Source organism: Pseudomonas sp. S32, assembly GCF_016648095.1.
Taxonomy (GTDB): Bacteria; Pseudomonadota; Gammaproteobacteria; order Pseudomonadales; family Pseudomonadaceae; genus Aquipseudomonas; species Aquipseudomonas parafulva.
This window is the reverse complement of the sequence record NZ_JACVVF010000012.1, coordinates 49,628-63,275: the sequence shown is the minus strand read 5'-3', so window position 1 is coordinate 63,275 and position 13,648 is coordinate 49,628. Positions and strand designations below refer to the sequence as shown.

The following is a 13,648-nucleotide window of genomic DNA, read 5'->3' as shown; positions in this document are numbered from 1 at the left end:
ACCAGTAGGTCAGCGTCACCTACATGGTAGTTGCCCTGCAGGAGAATTTTTCTCTCTAGTTGATTGCCTTTGCCGAACAGGCCAGATAAACATTCCGCATAAACACAATAAACCGGTGATTTTGTCTCATGCGCAAACTCGATCGTACCGATATCGGCATCCTCAACAGCCTGCAGGAAAACGCCCGCATCACCAATGCCGAGCTGGCCCGCTCGGTCAACCTGTCACCCACGCCGTGCTTCAACCGCGTGCGGTCGATGGAAGAGCTGGGGGTGATCCGCCAGCAGGTCACGCTGCTGTCGCCTGAGGTGCTGGGGCTCGATGTGAATGTGTTCATCCATGTCAGCCTGGAAAAACAGGTCGAGCAGTCTCTGCACCGCTTCGAGGAAGAAATTGCCGAGCGCCCCGAAGTGATGGAGTGCTACCTCATGACCGGCGACCCGGACTACCTGCTGCGCGTGCTGCTGCCCAGCATCCAGGCCCTGGAGCGGTTTCTGGATTACCTCACGCGCTTGCCGGGCGTGGCCAATATCCGCTCAAGCTTTGCCTTGAAGCAGGTGCGTTACAAGACCGCGTTGCCGCTGCCGCCAAATGGTCTGACCTTGCGCGAATAACGGTGGTCCAAGGCTGTCGGCGCCCTACGGCGCCCGACACTATTGTGATTCGCAAGCGGGGCCTGCAAACCGGCAACATTTGCCATTATGCTGCTAGCACCCACCGCCCGTTGACGAGGGAGCTTGAAGGGACGTATGCGCACTATCTGGAAGCCGTTTCAGTCGTTGTATTTTGCTGCGCTGATGATGTTGATCGGCTCGGGCCTGCTCAGTACCTACCTGGCCTTGCGCCTGGCGGCCGACCATGTCGACAGCCTGTGGGTGGGTGCGCTGATGGCGGCCAACTACTTTGGCCTGGCCGTGGGCGGCAAGGTCGGCCACCGGCTGATCGGCCGGGTAGGGCACATCCGCGCCTACGCCACCTGTGCCGGCATCGTCGGCGCGGCGGTGCTGGGCCACGGCCTGACCAACTGGCTGCCGGCCTGGGTGGGGCTGCGCATGATCGTCGGCCTCGGCATGATGTGCCAGTACATGGTCATCGAAAGTTGGCTGAACGAGCAGGCGGACGTCAAATACCGTGGTGCCGTGTTCAGCGGGTACATGATCGCGTCTTATCTGGGCCTGGTACTTGGCCAGTTGATCCTGGTGGTACACCCCGAGCTCGGCCCTGAATTGCTGATGTTGGTGGCGATGTGCTTTGCCCTGTGCCTGGTGCCGGTAGCCATGACCCGCCGCATCCACCCCGCACCGTTACGGCCGGCCCCCATGGAGCCCAGGTTCTTCATCAAGCGGGTGCCGCAGTCGCTCAGTACCGTATTGGGGGCGGGGCTGATCGTTGGCTCGTTCTATGGCCTCGCGCCCCTGTACGCGGCCAGCCAGGGGCTGAGCACCGAGCAGGTCGGCCTGTTCATGGGTAGCTGCATTTTCGCTGGCCTAGTGGTGCAGTACCCCTTGGGCTGGTTGTCCGACCGCTACGACCGGGCTGTGCTGATCCGCAGTGTGGCAGGCGGGCTGGCGCTGGTGGCAGCGCCGTTGGCCATTCTGCCCAGCGTGCCGTTGGAGTTGTTGTTCGGTATCGGCTTTCTGGTGTCGCTGCTGCAATTCTGCCTGTACCCGCTGGCGGTTGCGTTTTCCAACGACCATGTGGAAAGCGAACGGCGCGTGTCGCTGACGGCCATGCTGCTGGTCACCTATGGCGTGGGGGCATGTATCGGCCCGTTGGCGACCGGCGTGCTGATGAAGCTGCTGGGTGTGCAGATGCTGTATGCCTTCTTCGTGTTCTTCGCCCTGGTGCTGGTATGGCGTATCCGCCCGAAAGCGGTTACCGGGCTGCACCAGGTTCAGGACGCGCCACTGGGCCACGTGGCAATGCCGGCCGCTGGCTCGCCGCTGTCGGCAGCACTGGACCCACGGGTGGATGGGCAGACGGTGCAGGATGTGATGCAGGCCCCGGTGGCAGCAGAAGACACCGAAGCCCCGGAAAAGCAACCGGAGCAACCCGCGAACGATAGGGAATCTGCCAGATAGGGAAGGTGCGGCTCGCCTGGCCCCGTCGGCCTTTTGGCGACGGGTTCACCCGCGAAGCCCCTGCTGGGGGCCGGTGTTTGCGGGTGAACCCTTCAGCCCTCAATAGTCGTCTTTGTCGAACCGCCGTGCTTCGCGCTGCAGTTGATACACGAAACTTTCCACCTTGCGCTGCGCAGGGCCGCTCAGGTTATGGAAACGCACGCCGGCAAACGTGGTGTTGATACGTTCTTCGTAATGCAGGTGGCGCAATTCGACCATGGTGTCGACCAGGCCAAGCGGGCTGCCCGCCTTGAACCGCTCGTACACTTGCCCCAGTTGCAGGCGGTCTTCGACATTGCCGTCGAAACGCAGCTTGCAGCCCGTGGCCGACACGTCCAGCAGTTTGCCGCGCAGGGCGCCATTGCCTTTGAGGTGGGTGCCGTCGAGGATGATGTCGACCAGTTGCGACAGTTTCAGCGCGGCGCGGAAGGCGTTGCGGCGCTGGTGGTAGGTCATCTCGACCGGCAGGGCACCCACGTAGCAGCGGTGCCCGTTGACTTCGCTGATCTTCAGCGCATGGTCGCATTCCCAGGCGATACGCACGCCATCATGGAAACCTTCGACGCGAAAGTGCTCGCCGTTCTCGATGAACTTCTCGCCATCGCGGGGGATCATTTCATCCAATGCCAGGGTGTTGCTTTCACGGTCCACGTGCACCACGTAACTCTGGAAGCGGTGGCCGCGGTCGTGGAAGGTGATGATCAGTGGGTCGTGGCTTTCCTGAAGCTGCCGCAGGTTGGCCGCAATTTCCAAAGGGGTGGTCAACACCTTTGGCGGTTGCGGGGCATCGGATTCATTGAACACGGCTTATCGGTCTCCAGGCAAAAGCGACACAGGCAAATTGGCGGCATTTTGCCAGTATGTACGGTGCCTTGATAGAAAAATCACACTTGGTTGAGGGCGCGGGGCTTGGCCAGAGGTGAGGTGTTGCCACGGCTGTTGTACAGCGATGGAGAATCGCCGCCCATGAGGATGCGCACCTGGTTGTTGGTGACGTGTTGCTGGACCTGAATGATGCGGCCGTTGGTCTGGTTGACCTGTTGGCAGGCTTCCATCAACTGCGAGAGCATGTCCAGGCGCTGCAGCATGGCCTCGCCATGCACGGAAGTGTCAGCGACTGCCTGCACGCCGGCCCTGTCTGCACTCAACCCCAGGCTGGCCAGCAACTGGCTGCGGCGCTGGCCGTGCTGTTCGAGCAGAATGATCAACGATTGCTTGCGAGCGAGAATCTGCTCCAGCAAGGGCATGTCGCGACCATGCAGGGCCACCGCCTCGTTCTGCAGCAGCTCGAGCAGCTCCTGCATGGGGGCGATGTCTTCTTCGATCAGTTGCAGCAGGGTAGTGTCGTGCATGGCTAACTCTTGGTTTTTCAAGCGTCCATGAAGTCAGCGCACCGAGCGGTCAGCGCTGTGCTTCAAAATTCAGCAGCTTGCTGGCAACCCGGCCGGCATCGACCTGGTAGCTGCCGTCGGCGATGGCCTGTTTCAGCTCGGCCACACGGGCGTTGTTGACCACGGGCTCATCTCGCAGCTTGTCGCTGATCTTTTGCAATTGTTGGGCCTCAGGGCTCAGGTGCACCGTCTCGCCACTGGCGCTGGTGTCTTTTACCGCTTCCTGGCTGGCCGCCGGTTTTTCGGCGCTGCCGGGTGCGCTGTTACCGCGCACACCGCCCGTTACGGACGGGGAATTATTCAAACGACTGAAGTCGATGACCATGATCAGAAACCTCTGGGTTTATGGACGCTTGCCTTGTTTTCGGCCAACCCGCAATAAACTTTAGGCACAAAATGCGTGGCCGGCGTTCCGTCAGCACACAACCCGATTTCTGACACAGTTTAGAAAAAGCGCCTCCTCACCGCCAGTACCCTCCGGCCGCTGGCCTACATGCTCACCTCGACCTGGCCCGGGCCGGTCACCATGGCTTTTACCACGCGCTTGGAATTGAGGTTGCGCACCCGTATCTGTTCGCTGAGGCCTCCCTTGCTCAAGGCTTCACCCGGCATGCGTACGCTCAGGCTGCCGCTGCGGGCCACGATCACCACGTGGTCGCCTTTGCGCACCACTTCGGCCTGCTCAAGGTGTTGCGGGGTCAGTACCTGGTCGATGACCGTGGGGCGCAGCATTTTCATGCCCACCGCCTGGTCCAGTTCAGTCAGAAAGCCCTGGCCCAGCGTGCCCACGTCGCGTTCGCGCAGGGCAACGTCGCCGGGGCCCACCACGTTGTCGCGCCTGAGGGGGCGGGTGACCACCACCACGTCCCGGAACAGGCGCACGGTTGCCGGCACGAATACCGTCCATGGCGCCGCGCTGTCGCAGCGCACGCGCACGGTCACCCGGCCAAGCGGTACGTTGGGGCTTTCCAGTGAAGCGTCAAGCGCCTGACTGCACAGTGGCATGCGCAGGCGAGGGTCCAGCGGGTTGACCTGGATTTCGTAACGCCCCGCCGTCTGGGTGGTGGCCAGATAATCTTCAACGGTGAATTCAAGAAACCCTTGGGTGACACCGATAAGCTGTTCAGGCATGGTGAACGCGTCCGCCAACGTGCGAACAGGCACCAGCAGGCACAGCGTGGCCAGCAAGCCGGTCAGCAGGCGCGTCAGTCGTCGGGAAAATGTCGTTTTCGTGTACATGGCGCTCAAAAAAAGCAAAGCCCGTGCCGACTCACCTGGTGAGTTGCAACGAATGGCTGAAAGGTTAAGGAGTCTGGCATGGCGGGGGTTATGGATTCGGTCAACCAGCGCACACAGCTGGTAGGGCAGAATCGCCTGGAACTGCTGCTGTTCCGCCTCAATGGCGAGCAGCTTTATGGCATCAACGTTTTCAAGGTCAGAGAAGTGCTGCAGTGCCCTGCGCTGACCCTGCTGCCCAAGGCCCACCCGGTGGTGAGGGGTGTGGCCAACATTCGCGGGGCGACCATCCCGATCCTCGACCTGTCGATGGCCACCGGTTTGCGGCCGCTGCAGGAGGACACGCGCAGCAGCTTCGTGATCATCACCGAGTACAACACCAAGACCCAGGGCTTTCTGGTGCATTCGGTAGAGCGCATCGTCAACATGAACTGGGAGGAGATCCATCCGCCACCCAAGGGCACTGGCCGCGACCATTACCTGACTGCCGTCACCCGTGTGGACAACCGCATGGTCGAGATCATCGACGTGGAAAAGGTACTGGCCGAGGTGGCGCCGTCTTCGGAGTCGGTGTCCGCCGGGGTGGTGGACGCCGAGGTGCAGGACAAGGCCGTGCTGCTGCGGGTGCTCACCGTCGACGATTCGTCGGTGGCGCGCAAGCAGGTCAGCCGTTGCCTGCAAACGGTCGGTGTGGAGGTCGTGGCACTAAATGATGGTCGCCAGGCTCTCAACTACCTGCACCAACTGGTGGAGGAGGGCAAGAAGCCCGAAGAGGAGTTCCTGATGATGATCTCCGACATCGAAATGCCGGAGATGGACGGCTACACCTTGACCGCAGAAATCCGCAGCGACCCACGCATGCAAAAACTGCACATCTGCCTGCATACTTCGCTGTCCGGAGTATTCAACCAGGCGATGGTGAAAAAGGTGGGGGCCGACGACTTCCTGGCCAAGTTCAGGCCGGATGACCTGGCCCAGCGTGTGGTCGACCGGATCAAGGCAACGCATTGAAAGCAGCCGGGGCAAGCCCCGGCCACAGTGATTGAAAAGAGGCGGCAGTAGTGTCTACGGGTAATTTGGATTTCGAACAGTTCCGGGTATTCCTGGAGAAAGCCTGTGGCATTCTGCTGGGCGAGAATAAGCAATACCTGGTGTCCAGCCGTCTCAACAAGTTGATGGAACAGCAGGGCATCAAGAGCCTGGGCGAGCTGGTGCAGCGTATCCAGACCCAGCCACGCAGCGGCCTGCGCGAACAGGTGGTGGATGCGATGACCACCAACGAAACCTTGTGGTTTCGCGATACCTACCCCTTCGAGGTGCTGAAGAACAAGGTCATCCCCGAGTTCATCCGCGCCAACCCTGGGCAACGCCTGCGCATGTGGTCGGCCGCGTGCTCGTCGGGGCAAGAGCCGTACTCCATTTCGATGGCCATCGACGAGTTCGAACGCAGCAATCTGGGCCAGCTGAAAATGGGGGCGCAAATTGTCGCCACCGACCTGTCAGGCACCATGCTGACCAACTGCAAGACCGGCGAGTACGACAGCTTGGCCATCGCCCGCGGCCTGTCCCAGGAGCGCTTGCAACGGTACTTTGAGACCAAGGGGCCAGGGCGCTGGGCGGTCAAGCCCGCGATCCGCAGCCGGGTCGAATTCCGCTCCTTCAACCTGCTGGACAGCTATGCCAGCCTCGGCAAGTTCGATGTGGTGTTCTGTCGCAACGTGCTGATCTACTTCTCGGCCCAGGTGAAGAAAGACATCCTGCTGCGCATTCACAGCACGCTGAAGCCGGGCGGGTACCTGTTCCTGGGTGCCTCCGAAGCCCTTAACGGCCTGCCTGACCACTACCAGATGGTGCAATGCAGCCCGGGCATCATCTACCAGGCCAAATAAGGTACTGCAGGCCGGCAACCAGGGTTGTCGGCCTTTTTCGTTGCAGGTGCTGTCAATTTTTTGTTTTGCCGCATTTGGCGCCCTGCAATTGCCGCTTTCGGCACGCCTGGCGGCAGCCCTTTGCCGCTTTTCTGGCATCGCGGTTCGCGCACTTCACGCGCAGCCCCCCTATCTAAAGGCTTTCGGCCAATTGGCACAGCCTTTGCTATAGCTTGCTCAACGTAATTCCGGTCAACCTCTGAAGGTTTCCCCGATATGAGCATCAGCTTCGACAAGGCGCTTGGCATCCACGAGAAGGCCCTGGGCTTCCGCGCCCAGCGTGCCGAGGTATTGGCCAACAACATCGCCAACGCCGACACGCCCAACTACAAGGCCCGCGACATGGATTTCGCCTCGGTGCTGGCTGCCGAGAGCGAGAAACAGCAGAACAACGGGCGCATCGGCCTGGAGCGGACCAACAGCCGGCACATCGAAGCCGAAGGCATGGCACTGGCGGACGACAGCCTCAAGTTCCGTACGCCGGCGCAGCCCTCGATCGACCAGAACACCGTAGATGCGCAGATCGAGCAGTCCAACTACACCGAGAATGCCATCGGCTTCCAGGCCAGCTTCACGCTGCTCAACAGTAAATTCAAAGGGCTGGTTTCGGCCCTGCGGGGAGAATGACCATGTCGCTGTCCAGTGTCTTCAACATTGCCGGTAGCGGCATGAGCGCGCAGAACACGCGCCTGAACACCGTTGCCTCCAACATCGCCAACGCCGAAACCGTGTCTTCGAGCATCGACCAGACCTACCGCGCCCGCCACCCGGTGTTCGCCACCACGTTCCAGAACGCGCAGGCCGGCAGCAGCCAGTCGCTGTTCGAAGACCAGGGCGAAGCCGGGCAGGGCGTGCAGGTGACCGGCATTGTCGAGGACCAGAGCAACCTCGAGGCACGCTACGAGCCGAACCATCCAGCCGCCAACAAGGACGGGTATGTGTACTACCCCGACGTCAATGTGGTGGAAGAGATGGCCGACATGATTTCTGCCAGCCGTGCGTTCCAGACCAATGCCGAGCTGATGAACACCGCCAAAAGCATGATGCAGAAGGTCCTGACCCTGGGCCAGTGATAGGAAGCCGACATGACCACCACCAACTCCACGGCTGACGTCGGTAGTGCCTACCTGACGTCGCTGCAGCAACAGCAGAGCAAGAACAACAGCAACACCGGTGCGGCCGGCAGCGCCCTGGGCAAGGACGCGTTCCTGCAGCTGCTGGTTACCCAGATGAAAAACCAGAACCCGCTCGATCCGCAGCAGAACGGCGAGTTCGTGGCCCAGTTGGCACAGTTCAGCAGCCTTGAAGGTATTCAGACGCTCAACAGTTCGGTGACCTCCATCGCTGCTGCGTTCCAGTCCTCCCAGGCCTTGCAGGCCTCATCACTGGTGGGCCGCAACGTGATGGTGCAAACCGACAAGGCCATGGTGGACACCAGCAAGGACATGAAAGGCTCGGTGAACCTGACCGCGTCCAGCACCGCCACTTCGGTGGGGGTGTACGACAAGGATGGCAAGCTGGTGCGCACGCTCGAGCTGGGTAGCCAGGCGGGCGGCAAGGTCGATTTCACCTGGGATGGCAAGGACGACGACGGCAAGGCGCTGGCGGCGGGCACCTATTCGTTCAAGGCCACGGCCTCGGTCGACGGCACCGCCACCGCCATGACCACCAACCTGCCGGCCAGTGTCACCAGCGTGACCATGGGCAGCAATGGCGCAGAAATGACGCTCAACCTCGCCGGGCTGGGCAGTGTTCCGCTCTCCAAAATCCAGAGCATCGGCATCTAGGGCCTTCCGCAACCTTCAGGAGTTAGCACATGTCTTACAACATCGGCCTTAGCGGCCTCAACGCAGCGAACAAGGCCCTGAACGTCACCGGCAACAACATTGCCAACGTTGCCACCACCGGCTTCAAGTCTTCCCGCGCCGAATTCGCCGACCAGTATTCCAGCTCCATTCGGGGTACCAGCGCCGGGCGCACCACCATCGGTACCGGGGTGACCACCGCGGCGGTGTCGCAGCGCTTCACTTCGGGCAACATCAACGGCACCGGCCAGGCGCTGGACATGGCCATTGATGGCAACGGCTTTTTTGCCCTGAACGACAACGGCTCGAAAATCTACACCCGCGCCGGTGCGTTCTACAGCGACAAGCAGGGCTTCGTGGTCAACTCGTCCGGTGCGAACCTGCAAGGGTACGCCGTGGATGCCAATGGCCAGATCATCCAGGGTGTGCTGACCAACCTGCAAATCGACACCGCCAACCTGACCCCCAAGGCCACTGGCAAGATCGAGCAGACCATCAACCTGAAGTCCAGCGATGCGGCGCCCACCGTTACCCCATTCGACCCGTCCGATGTGAAAAGCTACAACTACACGTTCAGCAGCGACGTGTATGACAGCCAGGGCAATGCGCATCAGCTGAACCAGTACTTCCTGAAGGACGATGCATCCAACTCCTGGAAGATGTACACCACCATCGACGGCCGCAATCCTACCGACCCGACCTCGACCCAGCCGCTGATCAATAACCTGCCGTTCAAGTCCGACGGTACGCTGAACGCCGATGGCCTCACTGCAGGGCCGGTGACGGGTGGCCTGAGCGTAAACGCCAACAAAACCTTCAACCTCGACAACTGGGTCCCTGCGCAGAAAAACGCTGCCGGCCAGTGGTCGTCCAATGGCGCCACCGCCAGCACTGGTGGCATCAGCCTGGACATGCTCAAGACCACCCAGTACAACGCGGCCTCCGCCGTAACTGCCAAGAACCAGGACGGTTTCGCCACCGGTGAGCTGTCGGGCCTGAACGTCGACAAGAGCGGTGTGCTGTTTGCCAGCTTCACCAACGGCCAGAACAAGGTCATTGGCCAGGTGGCCGTCGCCAGCTTCGCCAACATGCAGGGGCTTACCCCGATTGGCGGTACCAACTGGCAGGAGTCCTACTCGTCGGGCGTGCCGGTGATCGGTGCGCCAGATACCGGCACCCTGGGCCAGATTGCCGGCGCTTCGCTGGAAGACTCCAACGTCGACCTCACCGGTGAGCTGGTCAACCTGATCAAGGCCCAGAGCAACTACCAGGCCAATGCCAAGACCATCTCTACCGAAAGCACCATCATGCAGACCATCATCCAGATGAGCTGAGTGAGGTAGCGCCGCCGGGTGACCGGCGGCGGTTGGAGGGGTATGTAATGAATAAGGCATGGGCGCTGGCCCTGCTCACGGCCCTGGGGGTTGGCGTGGCCCTATCAGCCTACGCGGCGCCCAGGCCTTTCTATCTTTGGCAGAGCGTGGCCACTGGCCGCTATTTCTGCACCGAGAACAATCCGGGCCCTGGCTGGATGAAGTTTTCGGGGCCTTACAACAACGCGGCCTGCCGCGATCAGTGATGCAACCTGCCTTCTGCAGCCCGACGACAACAAACTGACACTGTTAAGCCCTGAACTGGCTGTAGCGCCCGATTTTAAAGGCTTGCAAAGCTGGTTCGATTTTTGCTTTACCCTGCCCAGGTGACAGCGCGGCAGTGGCGCGCGGAGGAAATGCTGTGGACAAACTGCTTTATGTGGCCATGACCGGTGCCAGCCAGAACGCCCTGGCGCAGAAGGCTCATGCCAACAACCTGGCGAACGTATCCACCAACGGTTTTCAACGGGACCTGGAACAGGCCCGCTCGATGCCGGTGTTTGGTGACAGCTTTCCGGCGCGTGCTTTTGCCATGACCGAGCGCCCGGCAACCGACTTCAGCGAAGGGCCGATGGTTGAAACCGGCCGTGACCTGGATGTGGCGGTTACCGGCAAAGGGTTTATCGCCGTGCAGGCCCCTGACGGCAGCGAAGCGTACGTGCGCACCGGCAGCCTGAACATCGACGCCCTGGGCGTGCTGCGTGCCGGCAACGGCATGCCGGTGATCGGCAATGGCGGCCCCATCGCCATCCCGCCCGAGCAGAAGGTGGAAGTGGGTGAAGACGGCACCATCAGTATCCGCTCCATGGGTGAAGGCCCACGGGTGATGGCTGAAGTGGACCGCATCAAGCTGGTCAACCCGGACACCAAAGGCATGACCAAGGGGCTGGACGGCTTGATCCATACCGCTTCCGGGCGGCCCGCCGATGCCGACGTCAATGTGCGGGTGGTGTCGGGTTTTCTGGAAGGCAGCAACGTCAACGCCGTCGAGGAAATGACCTCGGTGCTGGCGTTGTCCCGGCAGTTCGAACTGCACGTCAAGATGATGAACACGGCCAAGGAAGGCGACGAAGCCATGGCTCGGGTTTTGCAAATCGGCTAATCACATTTGAACGGGTGCCGTAAAACAGGCGCGCGAGGAGAACACACATGCTTCCAGCCCTTTGGGTCGCCAAGACGGGTTTGTCCGCCCAGGACACCAACCTGACGGTCATTTCCAACAACCTGGCCAACGTGTCCACCACCGGCTTCAAGCGTGACCGTGCCGAGTTCCAGGACCTGCTGTACCAGATCCGTCGCCAGCCTGGCGCCCAGTCGACCCAGGACAGCGAACTGCCTTCCGGCCTGCAGGTGGGTACTGGCGTGCGCATCGTCGGCACCCAGAAGAGCTTCGTGGCCGGCAGCCTGCAGACCACCGAGAACCCTCTGGACATGGCGGTCAACGGCCGTGGCTTCTTCCAGATCCTGCAACCTGACGGCACCGTTTCGTACACCCGTGACGGCACCTTCCACCTGAACTCCGACGGCCAGATCGTCACCGCCAACGGTTACGCGCTGGAGCCTGCGGTGGTGGTGCCCAACGACGCGCAGACCTTCACCGTGGGCCAGGACGGCACCGTGTCGATCACCACTGCCGGCAACCCGGCTGCCCAGGTGATCGGCAACATTCAGACCGCCGACTTCATCAACCCGGCCGGCCTGCAGGCCATCGGCGGCAACCTGTTCCTGGAAACCGCGGCCAGTGGCGCGCCCCAGGTGGGTACCCCGGGCCTGAACGGCTTCGGTACCACCCTGCAGCAAACCCTGGAGAACTCCAACGTCAGCACCGTGGAAGAACTGGTCAACATGATCACCACCCAGCGTGCCTACGAGATGAACTCCAAGGTGATCTCCACCGCCGACTCCATGCTGCAGTTCGTGACCCAGCAGCTGTAACCCTTGCAAACCCGTTGCACCCGTGAGGTAAGCACCATGAATCGTCTGTTGTCCGTTGTCGCCCTGGGCGGGGCGGTGTTGCTGGCAGGTTGTGTCGCCCCGGTGGCCAAGCCCAACGACCCGTACTATGCGCCGGTACTGCCGCGCACCCCATTGCCGGCAGCGGCCAACAACGGCTCGATCTACCAAGCCGGGTTCGAACAGAACCTGTATGGCGACCGCAAGGCCTTCCGCGTAGGTGACATCATTACCATCACGCTGAATGAGCGTACGTCAGCCAGCAAGAACGCCGGCTCGCAGATCCAGAAGAACAGCAAGGCCAGCCTGGGCCTTACGTCGCTGTTTGGCAGTACGCCCAATACCAACAATCCGTTCGGCGGTGGCGACCTGTCGTTGGACGCCGGCTACAGCGGCGACCGCACCACCAAGGGCGACAGCAAGGCCACCCAGGGCAACACCCTGACCGGTTCGGTGACCGTGACCGTGGCCGAGGTGCTGCCCAACGGCATCATCGCCGTGCGCGGCGAGAAGTGGCTGACCCTCAATACCGGTGAAGAACTGGTGCGCATCGCCGGCCTGATCCGGGCGGATGACATCGCCACCGACAACACCGTACCGTCCACCCGGGTAGCCGATGCGCGCATCACCTATTCCGGTACCGGCTCGTTCGCCGACGCCAGCCAGCCCGGCTGGCTGGACCGCTTCTTCATGAGCCCGCTTTGGCCCTTCTGAGTACACAGACCATGCTCAACCTGAGGCAGCTGATTGCCGCAACCTTGCTCCTGTCCTGCGCCTTTGCCGCGCAGGCCGAGCGCTTGAAGGACATCGCCAGTATTTCCGGCGTGCGCTCCAACCAGCTGATCGGTTACGGCCTGGTGGTGGGGCTCAACGGCACGGGTGACCAGACCACCCAGACGCCGTTCACCCTGCAAACCTTCAACAACATGCTGTCGCAGTTCGGCATCAAGGTGCCGGCCGGGTCTGGCAACGTGCAGTTGAAGAACGTGGCGGCGGTGTCGGTGCACGCTGACCTGCCGGCGTTCGCCAAGCCGGGCCAGGTGGTGGACATTACGGTGTCGTCGATCGGTAACTCCAAGAGCCTGCGCGGCGGCAGCCTGCTGATGACGCCGCTCAAGGGTATCGACGGCAACGTCTACGCCATCGCCCAGGGCAACCTGGTGGTGGGCGGTTTCGACGCCGAGGGCCGTGACGGGTCCAAGATCACCGTCAACGTACCGTCTGCTGGCCGTATTCCAGGCGGGGCCAGTGTCGAGCGTGCAGTGCCGAGCGGGTTCAACCAGGGCAATACCCTCACCCTGAACCTGAACCGCCCCGACTTCACCACCGCCAAGCACATCGTCGACAAGGTCAACGAACTGCTCGGCCCAGGTGTGGCCCAGGCGCTGGACGGTGGTTCGGTGCGGGTCAGCGCGCCCATGGACCCCAGCCAGCGGGTGGACTACCTGTCGATTCTGGAAAACCTCGAAATCGACCCCGGCCAGGCCGTGGCCAAGGTCATCATCAACTCGCGTACCGGTACCATCGTCATCGGCCAGAACGTCAAGGTGTCGCCTGCGGCGGTCACCCACGGCAGCCTGACCGTCACCATCACCGAAGACCCGATCGTCAGCCAGCCAGGGCCGCTGTCCAACGGCCAGACCGCCGTGGTGCCGCGCTCCCGGGTGAACGCCGAGCAGGAGGCCAAGCCGATGTTCAAGTTCGGCCCGGGGACCACGCTGGATGAAATTGTCCGGGCGGTGAACCAGGTGGGCGCAGCGCCCGGTGACCTGATGGCCATCCTTGAAGCCCTGAAACAGGCCGGTGCGTTGCAAGCCGACCTGATCGTGATCTGAGGACGCC

Annotated in this window: 17 protein-coding genes; 13 read left to right on the top strand and 4 right to left on the bottom strand. The window is 61.8% G+C overall.

The window, feature by feature from the left end; genetic code table 11:
* Window positions 1-128: 128 nt before the first annotated feature.
* Window positions 129-614: a Bkd operon transcriptional regulator BkdR gene (gene bkdR / locus IAE38_RS09050; RefSeq protein WP_028633502.1), complete on the top strand. Its 486-nt coding sequence runs from the start codon at window positions 129-131 to the stop codon at window positions 612-614.
* Between the two features lie 135 nt (window positions 615-749).
* A complete protein-coding gene (locus IAE38_RS09045) occupies window positions 750-2,081 on the top strand; it encodes an MFS transporter (protein ID WP_028633501.1) in 1,332 nt (443 codons plus the stop codon).
* Window positions 2,082-2,180: 99 nt separating this feature from the next.
* On the opposite strand, the gene IAE38_RS09040 is transcribed toward IAE38_RS09045, so the two are convergent.
* From IAE38_RS09040 to flgA, 4 genes are all read right to left on the bottom strand, one after another.
* On the bottom strand, window positions 2,181-2,924 hold the full coding sequence (locus IAE38_RS09040; protein ID WP_201164337.1) for a flagellar brake protein: 744 nt from the start codon (window positions 2,922-2,924) through the stop codon (window positions 2,181-2,183).
* A gap of 80 nt (window positions 2,925-3,004) precedes the next feature.
* The gene (locus IAE38_RS09035) at window positions 3,005-3,472 is read right to left on the bottom strand and encodes a flagella synthesis protein FlgN (protein WP_201213359.1); all 468 of its coding nucleotides are present in this window, start codon (window positions 3,470-3,472) and stop codon (window positions 3,005-3,007) included.
* A gap of 49 nt (window positions 3,473-3,521) precedes the next feature.
* Entirely contained in the window at window positions 3,522-3,836 is a 315-nt protein-coding gene (flgM, locus tag IAE38_RS09030; protein ID WP_028633498.1) for a flagellar biosynthesis anti-sigma factor FlgM, read from the bottom strand.
* Between the two features lie 164 nt (window positions 3,837-4,000).
* Window positions 4,001-4,750 (bottom strand): flagellar basal body P-ring formation chaperone FlgA, encoded by a 750-nt coding sequence (flgA, locus tag IAE38_RS09025; protein ID WP_201217176.1) that lies wholly within the window; start codon window positions 4,748-4,750, stop codon window positions 4,001-4,003.
* A 78-nt stretch (window positions 4,751-4,828) separates the two neighbouring features.
* Here flgA and IAE38_RS09020 point away from each other — a divergent pair, with 78 nt between their 5' ends.
* The 11 genes from IAE38_RS09020 (at window position 4,829) to IAE38_RS08970 (ending at window position 13,641) form a co-directional block, all read left to right on the top strand.
* Window positions 4,829-5,758, top strand: a complete 930-nt coding sequence (locus tag IAE38_RS09020) for a chemotaxis protein CheV (RefSeq protein WP_028633496.1) — start codon at window positions 4,829-4,831, stop codon at window positions 5,756-5,758.
* Between the two features lie 50 nt (window positions 5,759-5,808).
* Window positions 5,809-6,636: a protein-glutamate O-methyltransferase CheR gene (gene cheR, locus IAE38_RS09015; protein WP_060481419.1), complete on the top strand. Its 828-nt coding sequence runs from the start codon at window positions 5,809-5,811 to the stop codon at window positions 6,634-6,636.
* Between the two features lie 255 nt (window positions 6,637-6,891).
* Window positions 6,892-7,302, top strand: a complete 411-nt coding sequence (gene flgB, locus IAE38_RS09010; protein WP_028633494.1) for a flagellar basal body rod protein FlgB — start codon at window positions 6,892-6,894, stop codon at window positions 7,300-7,302.
* Between the two features lie 2 nt (window positions 7,303-7,304).
* Window positions 7,305-7,748, top strand: coding sequence for a flagellar basal body rod protein FlgC (gene flgC, locus IAE38_RS09005; RefSeq protein WP_201217174.1), 444 nt, complete (start codon window positions 7,305-7,307; stop codon window positions 7,746-7,748).
* A 12-nt stretch (window positions 7,749-7,760) separates the two neighbouring features.
* Window positions 7,761-8,462 (top strand): flagellar hook assembly protein FlgD, encoded by a 702-nt coding sequence (flgD, locus tag IAE38_RS09000; protein WP_028633492.1) that lies wholly within the window; start codon window positions 7,761-7,763, stop codon window positions 8,460-8,462.
* 29 nt (window positions 8,463-8,491) lie between these two features.
* Window positions 8,492-9,814, top strand: coding sequence for a flagellar hook protein FlgE (gene flgE / locus IAE38_RS08995; protein ID WP_060481420.1), 1,323 nt, complete (start codon window positions 8,492-8,494; stop codon window positions 9,812-9,814).
* Between the two features lie 47 nt (window positions 9,815-9,861).
* Entirely contained in the window at window positions 9,862-10,059 is a 198-nt protein-coding gene (locus IAE38_RS08990; protein ID WP_201213362.1) for a hypothetical protein, read from the top strand.
* 155 nt (window positions 10,060-10,214) lie between these two features.
* On the top strand, window positions 10,215-10,955 hold the full coding sequence (locus IAE38_RS08985; protein ID WP_028633489.1) for a flagellar basal body rod protein FlgF: 741 nt from the start codon (window positions 10,215-10,217) through the stop codon (window positions 10,953-10,955).
* Between the two features lie 47 nt (window positions 10,956-11,002).
* Entirely contained in the window at window positions 11,003-11,788 is a 786-nt protein-coding gene (flgG, locus tag IAE38_RS08980) for a flagellar basal-body rod protein FlgG (RefSeq protein WP_028633488.1), read from the top strand.
* 36 nt (window positions 11,789-11,824) lie between these two features.
* Window positions 11,825-12,520 (top strand): flagellar basal body L-ring protein FlgH, encoded by a 696-nt coding sequence (gene flgH, locus IAE38_RS08975; protein ID WP_201217172.1) that lies wholly within the window; start codon window positions 11,825-11,827, stop codon window positions 12,518-12,520.
* A gap of 11 nt (window positions 12,521-12,531) precedes the next feature.
* Window positions 12,532-13,641: a flagellar basal body P-ring protein FlgI gene (locus IAE38_RS08970; RefSeq protein WP_028633486.1), complete on the top strand. Its 1,110-nt coding sequence runs from the start codon at window positions 12,532-12,534 to the stop codon at window positions 13,639-13,641.
* The last annotated feature ends 7 nt before the right edge of the window (window positions 13,642-13,648 follow it).

What these genes read in the sequence shown, in the direction of transcription:
- bkdR (WP_028633502.1), top strand. Translation starts at nt 129, where the DNA reads ATGCGCAAACTCGATCGTACCGATATCGGCATCCTCAACAGCCTGCAG.
- IAE38_RS09045 (WP_028633501.1), top strand. Translation starts at nt 750, where the DNA reads ATGCGCACTATCTGGAAGCCGTTTCAGTCGTTGTATTTTGCTGCGCTG.
- IAE38_RS09035 (WP_201213359.1), bottom strand. Translation starts at nt 3,472, where the DNA reads ATGCACGACACTACCCTGCTGCAACTGATCGAAGAAGACATCGCCCCC.
- flgM (WP_028633498.1), bottom strand. Translation starts at nt 3,836, where the DNA reads ATGGTCATCGACTTCAGTCGTTTGAATAATTCCCCGTCCGTAACGGGC.
- flgA (WP_201217176.1), bottom strand. Translation starts at nt 4,750, where the DNA reads ATGTACACGAAAACGACATTTTCCCGACGACTGACGCGCCTGCTGACC.
- IAE38_RS09020 (WP_028633496.1), top strand. Translation starts at nt 4,829, where the DNA reads ATGGCGGGGGTTATGGATTCGGTCAACCAGCGCACACAGCTGGTAGGG.
- flgB (WP_028633494.1), top strand. Translation starts at nt 6,892, where the DNA reads ATGAGCATCAGCTTCGACAAGGCGCTTGGCATCCACGAGAAGGCCCTG.
- flgC (WP_201217174.1), top strand. Translation starts at nt 7,305, where the DNA reads ATGTCGCTGTCCAGTGTCTTCAACATTGCCGGTAGCGGCATGAGCGCG.
- flgD (WP_028633492.1), top strand. Translation starts at nt 7,761, where the DNA reads ATGACCACCACCAACTCCACGGCTGACGTCGGTAGTGCCTACCTGACG.
- flgE (WP_060481420.1), top strand. Translation starts at nt 8,492, where the DNA reads ATGTCTTACAACATCGGCCTTAGCGGCCTCAACGCAGCGAACAAGGCC.
- IAE38_RS08990 (WP_201213362.1), top strand. Translation starts at nt 9,862, where the DNA reads ATGAATAAGGCATGGGCGCTGGCCCTGCTCACGGCCCTGGGGGTTGGC.
- flgG (WP_028633488.1), top strand. Translation starts at nt 11,003, where the DNA reads ATGCTTCCAGCCCTTTGGGTCGCCAAGACGGGTTTGTCCGCCCAGGAC.
- flgH (WP_201217172.1), top strand. Translation starts at nt 11,825, where the DNA reads ATGAATCGTCTGTTGTCCGTTGTCGCCCTGGGCGGGGCGGTGTTGCTG.
- IAE38_RS08970 (WP_028633486.1), top strand. Translation starts at nt 12,532, where the DNA reads ATGCTCAACCTGAGGCAGCTGATTGCCGCAACCTTGCTCCTGTCCTGC.